Origin of the sequence: Fructobacillus fructosus KCTC 3544 (genome assembly GCF_001438695.1) — a bacterium.
Classification (GTDB): domain Bacteria; phylum Bacillota; class Bacilli; order Lactobacillales; family Lactobacillaceae; genus Fructobacillus; species Fructobacillus fructosus.
The window spans coordinates 35,389-49,349 of the sequence record NZ_JQBH01000009.1 but is presented as its reverse complement, the minus strand read 5'-3'; the positions used below and the strand labels follow the sequence as shown (position 1 = coordinate 49,349).

Here is a 13,961-nt window from a genome sequence, read left to right as displayed (position 1 = left end):
CCGAATAACCATTCGGAAGGCTTTTTTTGTGATGTTATTCTGGTTTACTGTCGGGATCGACACCGTAGAGATCAATTTTATACTCAGTGATTTTTAAACCAGTCGCTGCTTGCGCAGCCTTAATCAACGGCGCTGGATCATAGTTGGCAGCATCGATGATTTCGTTTGTCCTCGTGTTAATCACGTGGTAGTGGGGATGATCAGCTGCATCGTAGTGACGCTTACCATCTGAAATGCCATCAATAATGACGACAAGCTTCTTTTCAACAAACTTTTCTAGTGTATTATAAACCGTCGCCAGCGAAATGTTGGGCAGGTCTTGGTGAATCATTTCAGCTGTTGGGTGAGTGTCATGGGTCATCATGTATTCAAGCAGGGTCAAGCGTTGGCTTGTGGCCTTAAGCTGGTGTTCTTGCAGAACATTCTTTAATGGATTCAGCATGTTAGCCTCCTAGTTAATATTAACTTCGTGTCAATTATAACATTAGAATGAAACAAAACAAAATATTGACATCAAACAGGACACTTAGTATAATAATTTAGAACCATTCTTATCAAAAAGGGGAAGTGTTATGGAAAAACAATCACTAATGGCCCACAACAACCTAGTCCGGGCTGGTGTTATGGGTGGCAACGACGGGATTTTGTCCGTTGCCGGGATTATCGTCGGGGTGGCCGGAGCCGGGCAAAGTCTATCAGCGATTATGTTGTCAGGTTTTGCCGGGACTTTGGCTGGTATGGTCTCGATGGCGATGGGAGAATTCGTTTCGGTTCGCTCAGCGCATGATGCGCAAGAAAAGGCGCGACAAAGTCAAGAGCAGGCCTTGAAAAAGGACTACGAAGGAGAATTCAACTTTGTCAAGGAAAAGTATCAAGCGGATGGTATTTCAGAGGAATTAGCCACTCAGGCTACCCGAGAGATGATGGAGAAGGATCCGCTTGAAACGACAGTTCGTGAACGACACGGCTTTTCACTGAATTCACAAGTGTCTGCAGGGGGCGCTGCCTTGGTCTCCTTTGTGACTTTTCCTACAGGAGCAGCCCTGCCGATGGCGTTCATGGCCTTGGCTTCACCCAACTTTCGTATTATGGCCACGTTCCTTGCTGTCTTGATTGCTCTGCTCTTTACGGGTTACATGGCCGCCGTGGTGAACGGGGCGAACCGGACGAAGGGAGCCATTCGAAACTTACTTGCTGGTATTTTGACGATGGTCGTAACCTTCTTAATTGGAACACTCTTTAAGTGAGGGGGAAGAAAATGACGACGTTACTAAAAAATTGGCAACAAAAGAAGAATGATAAGAAGCAGGGACAAACAATGGAAGAACGCTTGAATACGATTCGAGCAGGGATTCTTGGTTCCAACGACGGTATTTTGACCGTTGTTGGTGTTGTCTTTTCGGTGGCAGCTGCCACATCAAACCGCTTGGTGATTGTTCTGGCTGGCCTTTCTGATTTGTTGGCCTGCGCCCTTTCAATGGGTTCCGGTGAATTTGCTGCTGTTTCTTCCCAAGCGGATTCCGAAAAAGTCGCAGTGGCGCTTGAAAAGGCTCGTTTAAAGACGGCGTTTGATGCGCAAATGGAAGACGTTGCCGCCTTTTATACGGATCGTGGTGTTCAACCTGATACGGCTAAGGCGATTGCGGCCGAACTGTTAGCAGAAAAGCCACTGGCGACCGTTTTGTCAGTAAAATACGATATGACTTTGGGTCACTATGTGTCACCAATCGCTGCGGCTGTTTCCTCAACCTTCTCGGCTGCTTTAGGTGGTGTATTCCCGTTGGTTGCACTGCTGATTTTCCCAGCTCATTATCAATATTTGGCGGCCATTGTTGCGACGGTGGTTGCCTCGGCTCTGACTGGCTTGCTATCTGCAATCTTTTCTCAAGGAATGGTTAAGCGTGCCATCTGGCGTAATATATGGGTTGGACTTGTTACCATTGCGATTCACTACTGCATTGGGTTACTATTCTAAATAATTGGTTTACTTTGTATTTTACGTAATTTTCTCTTTTATTCTGTGAGAAATTACACTATAATGAACGTGTCGTAAAAGTTGATAAATTTTGGAGGCTTTACATGAAAGTAGTTATTATTGGTGCATCACACGGTGGTCATGAATCAGCGCACGAACTGTTAACACGCTATGATGACATGGACGTGACGGTTTACGAGGCTGGGGACTTTATTTCCTTCATGTCTTGTGGAATGGAACTTTTCTTGGAAGGGAAAGTCACACAACGTGATGATGTTCGTAATTTCAAGCCAGCTGACATTGAGCAGTATGGTGGAAAAGTTCTTGCTAACCACTTGGTTCAAAAGATCGATACGGATAAGCAAGAAGTGACTGTCTTGGACCAAAAGACTGGCAAGACGCTGACCGATACTTATGATAAGTTAATCATTTCTTCAGGTGTTAACCCAATGACTTTGCCAGTACCTGGTGCTGACTTGGACAACGTTTTCTTGATGCGTGGACGTGACTGGGCCACAAAGATTGATGAAAAGTTGCATGATGATGCGGTTAAGAACGTGGTGGTTGTTGGAACTGGTTACATCGGAATCGAAGCAGCCCAAGTCTTTGCGGAAGCTGGCAAGAACGTGACGGTTATTGACATGATTAATCGTCCACTTGGTAACTACTTAGATGAAGAGTTAGCTGGTCCAATCGGTGACGAATTGACCTCACACGGGGTTAACTTGCACCTTGGTCATGGTGTTGCTTCCTTTGAGGGAAATGGTGCTGTGTCATCCGTGAAGGATGATGAAGGCAAGGCCTTTGACGCTGACTTGGTTATTGTTGCGGCTGGTGTAAAGCCAAACACAAAGTATCTAGAGGGAACTGTTGACTTGGATGCCCGTGGTTTCATCAAGACGGATGCTTACCTACGCACTTCTGCCAAGAACGTCTTTGCCATTGGGGATGCGATTAAGCCACTCTTTGCTCCTGCTCGCCAAGCTGCACCAATTGCTTTGGCTTCAACAGCTCGTCGTGAAGCACGTTACGTGGTTGAAAACATTGCGATTGAAAAGCCAGCCCGTGCCTTTGCCGGTGTGAATGGTTCATCTGCACTTTCTGTCTTTGGCTACAAGTTGGCAACAACGGGTGTTAACGCCAACAACGCCGCAAAGATGAAGTTGAACGTGGCATCATCCTTCTACAAAGCAACGGTTCGCCCAAACTTTGTTACGGATGGCAACCCTGAAATTTTTGTTAAGTTGACCTTTAACCCAGAAAACCACGAAATTTTGGGTGGACAATTCTTGTCAAAGCAAGATGTGACGGCTCACGCCAACACGGTTGCCTTAGCAATTAAGGGAAAGATGACTTTGGAAGATTTGGCCGAAGCTGACTTCTTCTTCCAACCTGGTTTTGACCGTCAATGGTCTGTTTTGAACTTGGCAGCCCAAACGGCACTTGGTCAGATTCCATCAGTTTAACCTTAATCATTGTTGAAGATAAAAAAGGACGTCGTCTAGACGTCTTTTTTTATATAATGGAGCTATGATGAAATCAATAAAAAAATACTGGACGTCTTTTGATCGACGACTCCACATTAACGAGCTGGTTACTTACTTTTCGCGTTCTCAAGTTGGCTTGGTAGGGCCGACTTTTGCTTACTACGTGCTGTTAACGCTTTTCCCGTTATTAATTGCCCTTGTTCTTTTAATTTCAGCGCTGAATATTTCAGCCGATAAAATGACGGCAATGATGGCAGATTTTTTACCAGCTTCCGTTCATGATTTTCTAGCACCAGTGCTGACGACAGTTGCCCATAGTGATACAAAATCATACTGGTCAATCTCCATTCTTTTCATTTTCTGGTCACTGTCTCGTGTCATTGCCGTTCTACGGGAGGCTTTCAACCGGATTGCGAACGAAGAAGAAGTGGGGTTACCGATTTTTGCCCGTTTCTGGTCCTTTATTTGGCTTTTGCTGATGGTGGTGGCCTTTACCGCTTTAATCTTTGCGGGAAACATCCTGGCTGTTTACCTTCATAAAATACCAGGGTTAGGTGCCTGGGTGACCCCGACGCGTTACTTACTGCTAGTGGGGATGTGGGTTGTCTTGCTTTGGATGAATTACCAATTGCCAACCAAGGCAGCGCGGCCTCCTTTTCTGGCATCGCTGGTGGGCTCCTTCTTTGATCTGATTTTGTTTAATGGGTTAAACAAGGTTTTTGCTTTGTTAGCTAATTTCCAGTTTGGTAAATATAGCTTTTATCAGTCCTTAACTTCGATTATTGTATTCTTGCTTTGGTTGAATCTAGTGGCAGCGATTTTAGTGGTTGGTTTTGTTGTGATGACCTGGTTGAGTGGTTTTCGGGGTTTCCGTGGTTTGAGAAAGGAAAGAAATGTTTCAGAAGAGTGATTTTACCGTTTTTGACGATCCGACTTTGGAAGGGCGAATGGATAAAATTCGGCAGATTATTGATCCAAAGTTTGAAGACTTTGCAAAGGCGGCGTTACCGATTTTAAACGCCGATGGACGCCCTTGGGTGGCTCATGTAGCCAAGCATAAAATGCGAAAGGTTAATCCACCCGAAAATACTTGGGTTGCCTTTGCGCCCAATAAACGGGGCTATAAAATGGAGCCCCACTTTGAGCTAGGCATGTGGGATGATCACTTGTATCTATACTTAGCCATTGAAGAAAACATGAAAAAGACAAAGGCGGATGGACCGGTGATTGCAAAGCAATTGGACCGACTTGCTAACGAAGTACGGGCTTTGCCGGACGACTTTGTTTTGTCTAATGATCATATGCAAAATAATGCGCATCCTTTGGATGAATATGCCGAAACGGTGACGCGGTATGGAAAAGTGAAGGCGGCCGAAGTCTTGATTGGCCGTCAAATTCCGATTGATTCGCCTTTCCTAAACAAACAATCCGATCAACTATTATCGTTTTTGCTCGACACTCTGAAGCAACTATTGCCCCTTTACGAAGAATTGGCGCAATAAGCTATTGAAAGATTTAAAAAAGACCGACACGTTGTGTCGGTCTTTTTTATTACGATTCAGTTTCGCTTCCCTGTTCCATTAAAAGCAACGTTTGGGCCTGATTAATTTCGGTGTAGAGTTCGTTGGCAACGGCGGATTTGACTTTGCCAGCGGCCAGTTGAGTCGAAAGGAAAGAGTATTCATCTGCGAAGGCTTGGATGTATTCTGAAGCGTTCACTGAGACGTGTTCCTTACGGTAGTCATGGGCCACAATACGGAAGAAACGTTCGAGTAGTCGGCGCACGTCGGCCACGTTCTCTGTGTTTTCGTGGGCAGCTAATTCTTCTTGCAGTGCAGCCGTTAGGAAGCGGTCGGCTGCGTGTTGCATGTCTTCATTGAGCCGGAGCATGGCTTCGCGACCATCTTTCCACTGGGCAACTTTGGCCGCAACTTTCGGGTTGTTCACCATTAGTTTTTCTTGGTAGCGAATTCGCTGTTTTTTAGTAAAGGTTCTTGTTTTAAAATGCCAAGAAAATTCATGACGCCACCGGTGTAACTTTTGCTTTGTTCGAGCCAGTGGATGACGTGATGTGGCCGGTGACAGAAGGGCACGTTGAAGGAAGCGACTATAACGTTCGATAACGTCTTGATCATAGCCTTCGCCAATCATTTCGTCCAAGCGCTCCTGCAAGTCGTCAGAAACCCGATTCAATAGTAGTAAGGTTTCCTCTTCGTGGTGGCTCTTTTTGGGTTGGGCCACCGTTAGTTTTTGCGTTTGTAAGGTTTGAACAATGGCGGTCTTAACTGCGTGATCGCGGACCCGTTGCTCGACTTTGATAATCGCTGAATCAATCATGGCGGTTCGAGCATGGTTGAGTTCGCTTTCTGTATAAACCTGTTCTTCTTCATCGAGGATTCTTGGCAGAACAAGGGCGGCGATAATCAATGAAATTAAAATGACAAGGGTGGCCACGAGTAAAATCTCATTAGCAAAGGGAAGTGGTTGACCATTCACCGTCTTTGGTAGCGACATAGCTAAGGCTAAGGTTACCGCCCCGTGGACACCGGCAACGCCGAAAATTTGTGCACGTTTAGCCCGGTCTTTCGTTCCATGACGGCCAAAGAATCCGGTCAGGCGTTCTTGCTTTTGGTAGGAAACCCAGAGGAAGCGGCCAACAAACATGGCGATATAAATGATCAGAGCAAGGCCGAAAAGGCCAAAGGATTTTTCAAAACCAAAGTCACCGATTAGTTTTAGAATTTTAGGGAGAGAAAGCCCCAAAATAACAAAGACAATTCCGTTTAAGAGGGTAGTCAGCGTCTGCCAAATGGTTCCGGAAACGACGCGCGATTCGGTGGCGATTAACTGTAACCGGGACTGTTCATAGTTGTGGACAATTCCTGCTGCGACGACGGCTAAAATGCCAGAAACACCCATGTGTTCGGCAAGTAAATAAATGGCAAAAGGCGTCAAAATGTTTAAGGGAATCGTTGTTGCTTGTGCAGAAGAAGCGTGGAAGGAAAGATAGAGGCGGAGTGCTACGATGAGGCCGGAAGCCAACGCACCTACGACAAGGCCACCAAGGGCTACAAGAATGAAATGGGTAACGCCATCCACGAGGTTAAAGGAGCCTTGTTGATATACCGTTAAGGCAAGGTCTAAGAGGACGATGCCAGTGGCATCGTTGAAGAGGGATTCGAGCTCCAGCGAATGGTCAAGTCCCTTGGGGACTTTCAAGCCCGTTGTCATCGAGTTCACGGCAACGGCATCGGTTGGTACCACAATGGCTGCTAGGGCGATAGCCAGTGTGAGTGGCCATTCTGATTGAATTTTATCCGTGATGAGGGCGACAATGGCTACGACAAAGAGAGCCAAAATAACAGATAACTGAATAATGGCGTTGAAGTTTTTTTTCATTGTCGTAAATGAAATGCCCTGTCCTTCTTGAAACATCAGAGGAGCAATGATTAAGAAGAGGAAGAATTCGGGATTTAAAGTGAAATTCTGGAAAACGGGGATAAAGGTGAAAAGGCCACCGACCGCAATTAAAACCAGTGCTTCCGGCACACGGGGGATGAAGGGCTTAATAATGTTGGCGGCAATGACGGCAATTAACAATAGTGCGATTAGGTATAGTTGGGACATCGTTTTTCCTTTACATCAATGTAATAAAAAAGCTCGTTAACTACTATTATAGAGGGGATTTTTGAAGGATGTCAAAAAACAAACCTTCTTGGTCTTTTTGTTCAATGTGACTGTTCTTTTTTTGTCACTTTGGTATAATGAATTCAACGTGAGATTTATTCATAATTCTTTAATAAAAGGTAGGTGTATTGATGGCAAGTATTGAACGTCTCTATGATCTTTTCCAACCCGAACACTATGATTTGTATATTGAAGTGTCTCGAGCAGAAAAGGTCATTAAAGGAAAGACCGTTATTAAGGGAACGGCTAAGAAGCAGGCCATTGCGTTGCACCAGCACGATTTAAAAGTGGCCTCTGTCAAGGTTAATGGTCAGGCCGTTGACTTTACGGTCGTTGATGACGATGACCAGATTCGTTTTGCTGTTCCAGAAGCTGGGGAACAGACGCTTGAGGTGGTCTACGAAGCACCGCTAACGGATAACATGAATGGGATTTATCCTTCTTATTACCAGGTTGATGGCGAAGATAAGCAGGTTGTTTCGACGCAGTTTGAAACTTACTTTGCTCGTCAAGCTTTCCCGGGAATTGATGAACCGGAAGCAAAGGCAACGTTCTCATTGGCATTGAAATTTGATGAACAGCCAGGTGAAGTAGCCATCGCGAACATGCCAGAGGAACGAATTGAAGATGGTGTTCACTGCTTCGAAAAGACGGTGAAGATGTCAACCTATTTGGTGGCCTTTGCTTTTGGTGATTTTCAGTCAATCGAAACAAAGACGAAGTCCGGTATCAAAGTCGGTGTTTACGCTACCAAGGCCCATCCTGCAAAGGACTTGGATTTTGCTTTGGACATTGCCAAGCGTTCCATTGAATTCTATGAGGACTTTTATCAAACACCTTATCCTTTGGCCCAGTCCTTGCAAGTTGCCCTTCCCGACTTTTCAGCCGGAGCCATGGAAAACTGGGGAATGGTCACCTACCGTGAAGCCTACTTATTGGTTGATCCGGATAACACGGAATTAGCGATGAAGCAGGTCGTTGCGACGGTAATCGCTCACGAATTGGCTCACCAATGGTTTGGTGATTTGGTGACGATGAAGTGGTGGGATGAACTCTGGTTGAACGAGTCGTTTGCTAACATGATGGAGTTCGTAGCCATTGATGCGATTGAGCCCGACTGGCACATTTGGGAAAGCTTCAATGCCAATGATGTGCAGGCGGCCTTCCGTCGTGATGCCATTCCTGGTGTTCAGCCCGTTCACGTAGCGGTTCATCACCCAGAAGAAATCGATGCCCTCTTTGACCCGGCTATCGTATACGCCAAGGGTGCTCACTTGCTTGTGATGTTGCGTTCCTTAATTGGGGACGATGCTTTGCGGAACGGCTTGAAAGCTTACTTTGATAAGAAGGCTTATGGTAACGCCACAGGGGATGATTTGTGGTCCGCGCTAGGCGCTGCTTCAGGTCAAGACATTGGGGCCATCATGAAGACCTGGTTGGACCAACCTGGTTACCCTGTTTTGTCTGTTTCAGTGGAAGATGGACGTGTTAAGGTTCGCCAAACGCCATTTGTCCTTGGTGAAAAGCCAAAGGATGACCAACGTTTGTGGCAAGTGCCATTGGCCGCTTCAGCCCCTGGCTTGCCAGCATTGTTGACCGAAGAAAGTGCTGACTTGGGGGACTGGGAGACGATTAAGGCTGCTTCGAAGGGACCATTCCGATTGAACGTCGGTAATGCCGGTCACTACATTGTTTCTTATGATGACGAACTCTTGGCAGAACAGATTGCCGATTTGACAGACTTGCCGGCAATCGATCAAGCACAGTTCTTGCAAAACGCTCTTTTGTTGGCACAGGCCAACGAAGTTAACTATGCCGATATTTTGCCAGTATTGCCATTGTTGGCTAACTCTGACTCAGCCCTTGTCCAGGACTTTGTTTACCAGGCAATCACGGCTATCAAAGTCTTTGCCGAACCTGATTCAAAGCTGGAAGCTTATTTGCAGCTCTTCACTCGTGGCTTGTCGACGAAACGTTTTGCTGCCCTCGGTTTGGCTAAGAAGACTAGCGACACGGTCTCAGATGAATTGTCACGTCCAATCATTGTTGCTGCTGCCCTTTATGGCAAGAACCAACACTTGATGGAGGAGGCGCACGCTGTCTTCCAAAAGGCGGGGTCAGCTCAAAAACTACCGGCTGATGGCCGTACCCAGGTCCTAAAGAATGAGTTGGTCAACTATAACAGCCAGGAGACTTTTGCCGCTTTGCTTGCAGCCTATCAAGAAACTGCCAACGCCTCTTTGAAGCGTGATTTGTCAGCTGCGCTGACGTCGACGCCTGATGCGCTGCAATTGAAGACGCTTGTTGCCTCTTTTAAGGACCCAGCCGTGATTAAGCCTCAGGACCTCCGGAACTGGTTCGCCGGTGTTCTCGCCAATCCCGTTGGACAGGATCAGGCTTGGACTTGGTTGAAGGATAACTGGGGTTGGTTGGAAGAACGTCTCGGTGGCGACATGGAGTTCTCATCCTACATCACTGTTATTTCCCGTATTTTCAAGACACGTGAAAAGTTTGACGCCTTTAAGGCTTTCTTTGAAGATAAGAAGGACCAGCCAGGATTGTCGCGTGAAATCGTGGTTGATACTCAAGTGATTAAAAACCGTGTTAAGTTAGTTGAAGAACAGGAAGCATCGGTTGCCAAAGCCTTAGATGGTTTGGTTAAGTAAACAAAAAAACACCCGGAAGGGTGTTTTTTTTATTGTGTAATACGTTTGATGTGCTGAATTAATTGTCGGTTAGCCTTGGCGACTTCCTCTGGACTTTGTCTAAAGCCCTGGTGAATCCAGTAAATGATGACCGAACTAATGCCACCGGCTCCAAAATAGGCCGTTAGGTCGTAGACCGGCTCTTTTGGCAGTTGGATGATACTCTGTTCTCGTTCGTTTAGAATTACTTTTTGAAGCAGGTATTCTCGGTTGTTCTTGGCTAGGGCCAGCAGGAAGGTCTTGTCTTTCAAAAGGGCCGGATAGACCTTATTTAAGACGTCTTCAAAAGTCTGGCTATGCCACTCAACTTCTTGGTAGAGTTTGGTAATGATTTGTTCGACTTTGATGGTGAGTAAGTCGTCAATTGTTTTAACATGCCGGTAAAAAGTCCGCCGCGCTAGACCGGCTTCTTCGGTTAATTCGGCGATGGTGATTTGATCCAAGGGTTTTTTAACCATTAGCTTGGTGAGGGCTTCAGTCAGCATGGCCATGGTTTGGTTAACCTGTTCGGTCCGCTTGATTGTTTTTTCTGTCACGTCGCTTCTCCTTTTGTGCCACTTAGCCAAAAAGACTATCTTTTTTCATTGGACTTAGTATACTTGAAGTAATCAAAAGACACAAATGAGACAGTTGGAGGGGTGCAGATGTCAGACTATAAGATTCAATTCAAAATCGATGGTCAAGTCGTCACGGAAGAACAAATTCACGACGTCGAATTGAGCCGTTATCACAAAGTCTTCAAGGAATTTGGCGAAAAGCAGATTCCCTTACAGATGAACGGACAAGAATACAAAGTGGAAGATGCCTTGGAAATGTCCCTTGAAGAAGCAAAGGAACTCCTAGCGCAAAGTAAGGAAGCCGTTGGGAAACAGGGCATGCTTGATTACTACAAGGATGAACTCTTGCGGGCCGACCACATGTGGGAAGATATTGCCGATAGGGCTGACGATTCGAAACCAATGAAGCAGGCAATTGTTGAAGTCGAGACCGAAAACATTTCGTTGATTCAATTCATGCTCTTTAACATGTCCTTGGCCAAGGAAAACGATCTCTACTTGCCATCCAAGATTCACCCAGAACACTACTATTTCGAAGCCGGTAAGGGTGGGACGCAGACCATCGTGGAAACCTTTGGAATGTACAAGGACCCGTCATACTTGCACTTGGTGCCGGGAAAGGGAGTGGCCCGACCAATTAAGCCGGATGCCGATACGGACATGGTCATGATTGGAAAGACCCTCTTGGCCCACAACATGAAGGACACGAAGATTATCGGAATGCACCAATTTAAGGGCAAGCAAAACGGCTTGCACGTAAAGCTCGGTGTTTTTCTACCCGCAAGCGCGCCCGATGAAATTCTAGAGGGGCATAAGTGGCATTTGATGGTCGAATTTAACAACGGTCTGCACATTGCTAAGGACAAGAAACCCAACTGGTGGCAAAAGCTTATCTTGCCATTGGCGGTTAAGAAGATGGCCAAAGAATTCGAAGAATAAATAGTCAATATTATAAAAAGGACTGCTTGTTTGATTGGCGAGTAGTCTTTTTGTTTACCTGACAAAGTCATCAATAAAAAAACAGGCTGTTAAGCCTGTTTTTTAATCTTCACCCGGAATAAAGGTGTCGTTTCTGATGAACGATTTAAAGTCGTTGTGTAGTTCAGTGAAGAGGTCGTCAGGGCCATTATCGAGCATCTCACGTGGGAAAAAGAAGCGTTGGTCTAACGAAGCGCGCCCCTTGATGGCGCCAACTAGAGTCGATAATTCGGAAAGTTCGCGATGGCTGCCATCGGCTAAGACCAATTCAATCTGCGTTCTGGGCTTCTTAGCAGCTGGTTTGTAATCATCATACGGAAGGTCATAAGCATCATTACGAGCAGTGTAATAACGTGGATCGAAGCCAGCTTCATTAACAATCTTTTCCAAACGGTCAAGATGTGGTGCCGACTGCTCCGTAATTTGAATGGATTTGAGGGGCTTGCGGTTCAAGAAACGTTGAGACAAATCGGCCAGAATGGTATCATCCGCATCCTGCCAGCCATTAATCGCCGTTAAGAAGAGGTTATCGTCGAGACGAAGGTATTCACTCACCGTCAGGTCGTGATCTGGTTGGAAAACGGGGGCTAGCAATGGGCCAACCAGTGAATTGGGTTCTTCGCCTTCAGCTAATAATTCTTTGACACGGCCGAGAATGTGCTCGAGTAGGATTTCCATACCACGTGCCACGGGGTGGAAGTAGACCTGCAAGTACATTTGGTATCGCGCAACGAGGTAGGATTCGACGGCGTGCATCCCACCAATATCGACAGCAATACCGCCCTTGTAAGGGCGAAGCATCCGTAAAATACGGGAAAGGTCGTATTCCCCATAACTAGCTCCGGTGTAATAGGCATCGCGTAGCAGATAATCCATTCGGTCAACATCTAATTGTGAGGAAATTAGTTGGACCACTTGAGGATTGGGGTATGTCTTGGCAATCACCGAAGCGACTTTGTTAGGAAAGTCGGGTCCTTCCTGTAACAAAACCTGATGGATCTCGGTATCGCCTGTGATGATTTGTTGGGTCATCGATTCGTGATCAGTATGAAAGAGGTGTTCGAAGGTGTGCGAAAAAGCACCGTGGCCGACATCATGTAGCAACGCGGCTGCCAAGGTGACGAGACGCTCTTCAGGATTCCAGAGGCCGTCATCTGCGTCCTTGCTAGCATAGTATTGGGCAAAGTGATCCGTTACACGTCGGGCCAGTTCATAAGCCCCCGCGCAATGGCCGAAACGGTCGTGGGTAGCACCGTGAAAAATCGTGTTGGCAACGCCAAGTTGTTGAACCCGACGGAGTCGTTGGAATTCCTTGGTGTTAATCAAGTCCAAAATGAGTTGATCTTGAATGTGGATGAAGTCGTGAATGGGGTCCCGGAGGACTTTTTCTTGCGGCAATTTTTCCAAAAGTTTCACCTTTCCCTTCGTCAATATACCTATTATAATAGAAATAATGAAAACTTGCGAAAATTGAGGGGAATAATGGCCGGAAAAGCAGTGAACGTAACGTTTGATTCAAAGATTTTTCAGGATGGCGGGGATGAATCCTACCAAGTTCAGGCGACAGGTCAACTGGTTCAAAAGGGTGCCTCTTGGTACTTGACCTATGACGAAGAACTGCCTGAACAACCAGTGACACAAGTGCTCGTTAAAATTGAGCCCGACCGTTTGGCCATTACCAGAACAAACGTGCTGAAAACACGGTTGGTTTTTGAAAAAGGACTGGTCGATCATCAACCCTACCAAACGGCTGCCGGTATGATGCTACTTGGCACCAATACCAAGACTTTGCGCATCGACATCGATGCAGTTTCTGGAATGGGACAGGTTGAACTCGCCTATAGTTTGTCAGCCAACGGCGAAGTGGTGGGTCAGTACCAGGTCTCCTTGCAATTTGCTCAATAATTCAGTATAGTTAACTAGTTAGAAGTGCGAAAGGATATAAGCCATGTCACAAATTGAAAACGGTCAACTAAAAGAAGAAATGGCCCTGGTGGAAATCGCCACGGCGATCCTATCCGAACAAAAGCAGGCCATGGCCTTTGCTGATTTAGTTCAAGCCATTGAAAACTTCCTGGGTGTTGATGAGGAGAGCTTCCGTTCTCGTTTGTCCCAGTTCTACACGGATTTGAACACGGACGGTTCATTTATTTCCCTTGGAAACAACGAATGGGCATTGCGTGCTTGGTATCCAGTTGATGCCATCGATGAGTCAATTCACGAAATCGATGACGAAGAAGAAAAGCCTAAGAAGAAAAAGAAGGCAGCCAAGAAGGTCAACGTCTTTGCCGACAACGCCAATGATGATGACGTTATCGATTACAACGACGATGATCCGGAAGACGACGACTTTGACGACGTCCCTGAAGATGAAAAGACAGACGATGACGACGATGCTGATGATGAAGATTCAAAGGATGAATCCATCGACGAGCATTTGACTGAGTTGGCTGGTACGGATGATTTGGATGACCTTTCGGATGGAGATGAAGAGAAGTAATTTTTTAATAAAAAATTGCGATAAACTCTTGCATTTTTGAAAGCTGTTCTGTAAACTATATTACTGTGCTAA

The 13,961-nt window shown here is 46.0% G+C and carries 13 protein-coding genes; 9 read left to right on the top strand and 4 right to left on the bottom strand.

The genetic code is table 11. The annotated features are described in order from the left end of the window. Positions 1 to 34: 34 nt before the first annotated feature. The gene (locus tag IV71_RS05190; RefSeq protein ID WP_010690749.1) at positions 35 to 442 is read right to left on the bottom strand and encodes a Fur family transcriptional regulator; all 408 of its coding nucleotides are present in this window, start codon (positions 440 to 442) and stop codon (positions 35 to 37) included. Between the two features lie 130 nt (positions 443 to 572). On the opposite strand from IV71_RS05190, the gene IV71_RS05185 reads away from it, so the two are divergent. The 5 genes from IV71_RS05185 to IV71_RS05165 all read left to right on the top strand — a co-directional run bounded on the left by IV71_RS05185 (position 573) and on the right by IV71_RS05165 (position 4,964). After that, entirely contained in the window at positions 573 to 1,247 is a 675-nt protein-coding gene (locus IV71_RS05185; RefSeq protein WP_010690753.1) for a VIT1/CCC1 transporter family protein, read from the top strand. An 11-nt stretch (positions 1,248 to 1,258) separates the two neighbouring features. After that, positions 1,259 to 1,975: a VIT1/CCC1 transporter family protein gene (locus IV71_RS05180; RefSeq protein ID WP_056995031.1), complete on the top strand. Its 717-nt coding sequence runs from the start codon at positions 1,259 to 1,261 to the stop codon at positions 1,973 to 1,975. A gap of 104 nt (positions 1,976 to 2,079) precedes the next feature. Further along, positions 2,080 to 3,441: an FAD-dependent oxidoreductase gene (locus tag IV71_RS05175; protein ID WP_010690755.1), complete on the top strand. Its 1,362-nt coding sequence runs from the start codon at positions 2,080 to 2,082 to the stop codon at positions 3,439 to 3,441. Positions 3,442 to 3,505: 64 nt separating this feature from the next. Then, complete coding sequence (locus IV71_RS05170; protein ID WP_029489775.1) at positions 3,506 to 4,372, top strand: YihY/virulence factor BrkB family protein; 867 nt, start codon at positions 3,506 to 3,508, stop codon at positions 4,370 to 4,372. Beyond that, positions 4,356 to 4,964 (top strand): DUF1054 family protein, encoded by a 609-nt coding sequence (locus IV71_RS05165; RefSeq protein WP_010690757.1) that lies wholly within the window; start codon positions 4,356 to 4,358, stop codon positions 4,962 to 4,964. The genes IV71_RS05170 and IV71_RS05165 overlap by 17 nt, the downstream gene beginning before the upstream one ends. 49 nt (positions 4,965 to 5,013) lie before the next feature. Here the strand turns inward: IV71_RS05165 and IV71_RS05160 are convergent, their stop codons facing one another. Then, the gene (locus IV71_RS05160) at positions 5,014 to 7,089 is read right to left on the bottom strand and encodes a cation:proton antiporter (protein ID WP_010690759.1); all 2,076 of its coding nucleotides are present in this window, start codon (positions 7,087 to 7,089) and stop codon (positions 5,014 to 5,016) included. 191 nt (positions 7,090 to 7,280) lie between these two features. On the opposite strand from IV71_RS05160, the gene IV71_RS05155 reads away from it, so the two are divergent. Next, on the top strand, positions 7,281 to 9,815 hold the full coding sequence (locus tag IV71_RS05155) for a M1 family metallopeptidase (RefSeq protein WP_010690761.1): 2,535 nt from the start codon (positions 7,281 to 7,283) through the stop codon (positions 9,813 to 9,815). Between the two features lie 29 nt (positions 9,816 to 9,844). On the opposite strand, the gene IV71_RS05150 is transcribed toward IV71_RS05155, so the two are convergent. Next, positions 9,845 to 10,390, bottom strand: coding sequence for a TetR/AcrR family transcriptional regulator (locus IV71_RS05150; protein ID WP_010690762.1), 546 nt, complete (start codon positions 10,388 to 10,390; stop codon positions 9,845 to 9,847). Between the two features lie 108 nt (positions 10,391 to 10,498). Here IV71_RS05150 and IV71_RS05145 point away from each other — a divergent pair, with 108 nt between their 5' ends. Beyond that, positions 10,499 to 11,350, top strand: a complete 852-nt coding sequence (locus IV71_RS05145) for a hypothetical protein (RefSeq protein ID WP_010690763.1) — start codon at positions 10,499 to 10,501, stop codon at positions 11,348 to 11,350. Between the two features lie 102 nt (positions 11,351 to 11,452). Here the strand turns inward: IV71_RS05145 and IV71_RS05140 are convergent, their stop codons facing one another. Further along, complete coding sequence (locus tag IV71_RS05140) at positions 11,453 to 12,805, bottom strand: HD domain-containing protein (protein WP_029489776.1); 1,353 nt, start codon at positions 12,803 to 12,805, stop codon at positions 11,453 to 11,455. Between the two features lie 66 nt (positions 12,806 to 12,871). Between IV71_RS05140 and IV71_RS05135 the strand changes: the two genes are divergently transcribed. Both IV71_RS05135 and rpoE read left to right on the top strand, forming a co-directional pair. Then, positions 12,872 to 13,294, top strand: coding sequence for a YwiB family protein (locus tag IV71_RS05135; RefSeq protein WP_010690765.1), 423 nt, complete (start codon positions 12,872 to 12,874; stop codon positions 13,292 to 13,294). Between the two features lie 43 nt (positions 13,295 to 13,337). Then, positions 13,338 to 13,889, top strand: a complete 552-nt coding sequence (rpoE, locus tag IV71_RS05130) for a DNA-directed RNA polymerase subunit delta (RefSeq protein ID WP_010690766.1) — start codon at positions 13,338 to 13,340, stop codon at positions 13,887 to 13,889. Positions 13,890 to 13,961: the final 72 nt, after the last annotated feature.

What these genes read in the sequence shown, in the direction of transcription:
- IV71_RS05190 (WP_010690749.1), bottom strand. Translation starts at nt 442, where the DNA reads ATGCTGAATCCATTAAAGAATGTTCTGCAAGAACACCAGCTTAAGGCC.
- IV71_RS05185 (WP_010690753.1), top strand. Translation starts at nt 573, where the DNA reads ATGGAAAAACAATCACTAATGGCCCACAACAACCTAGTCCGGGCTGGT.
- IV71_RS05180 (WP_056995031.1), top strand. Translation starts at nt 1,259, where the DNA reads ATGACGACGTTACTAAAAAATTGGCAACAAAAGAAGAATGATAAGAAG.
- IV71_RS05175 (WP_010690755.1), top strand. Translation starts at nt 2,080, where the DNA reads ATGAAAGTAGTTATTATTGGTGCATCACACGGTGGTCATGAATCAGCG.
- IV71_RS05170 (WP_029489775.1), top strand. Translation starts at nt 3,506, where the DNA reads ATGATGAAATCAATAAAAAAATACTGGACGTCTTTTGATCGACGACTC.
- IV71_RS05165 (WP_010690757.1), top strand. Translation starts at nt 4,356, where the DNA reads ATGTTTCAGAAGAGTGATTTTACCGTTTTTGACGATCCGACTTTGGAA.
- IV71_RS05160 (WP_010690759.1), bottom strand. Translation starts at nt 7,089, where the DNA reads ATGTCCCAACTATACCTAATCGCACTATTGTTAATTGCCGTCATTGCC.
- IV71_RS05155 (WP_010690761.1), top strand. Translation starts at nt 7,281, where the DNA reads ATGGCAAGTATTGAACGTCTCTATGATCTTTTCCAACCCGAACACTAT.
- IV71_RS05145 (WP_010690763.1), top strand. Translation starts at nt 10,499, where the DNA reads ATGTCAGACTATAAGATTCAATTCAAAATCGATGGTCAAGTCGTCACG.
- IV71_RS05135 (WP_010690765.1), top strand. Translation starts at nt 12,872, where the DNA reads ATGGCCGGAAAAGCAGTGAACGTAACGTTTGATTCAAAGATTTTTCAG.
- rpoE (WP_010690766.1), top strand. Translation starts at nt 13,338, where the DNA reads ATGTCACAAATTGAAAACGGTCAACTAAAAGAAGAAATGGCCCTGGTG.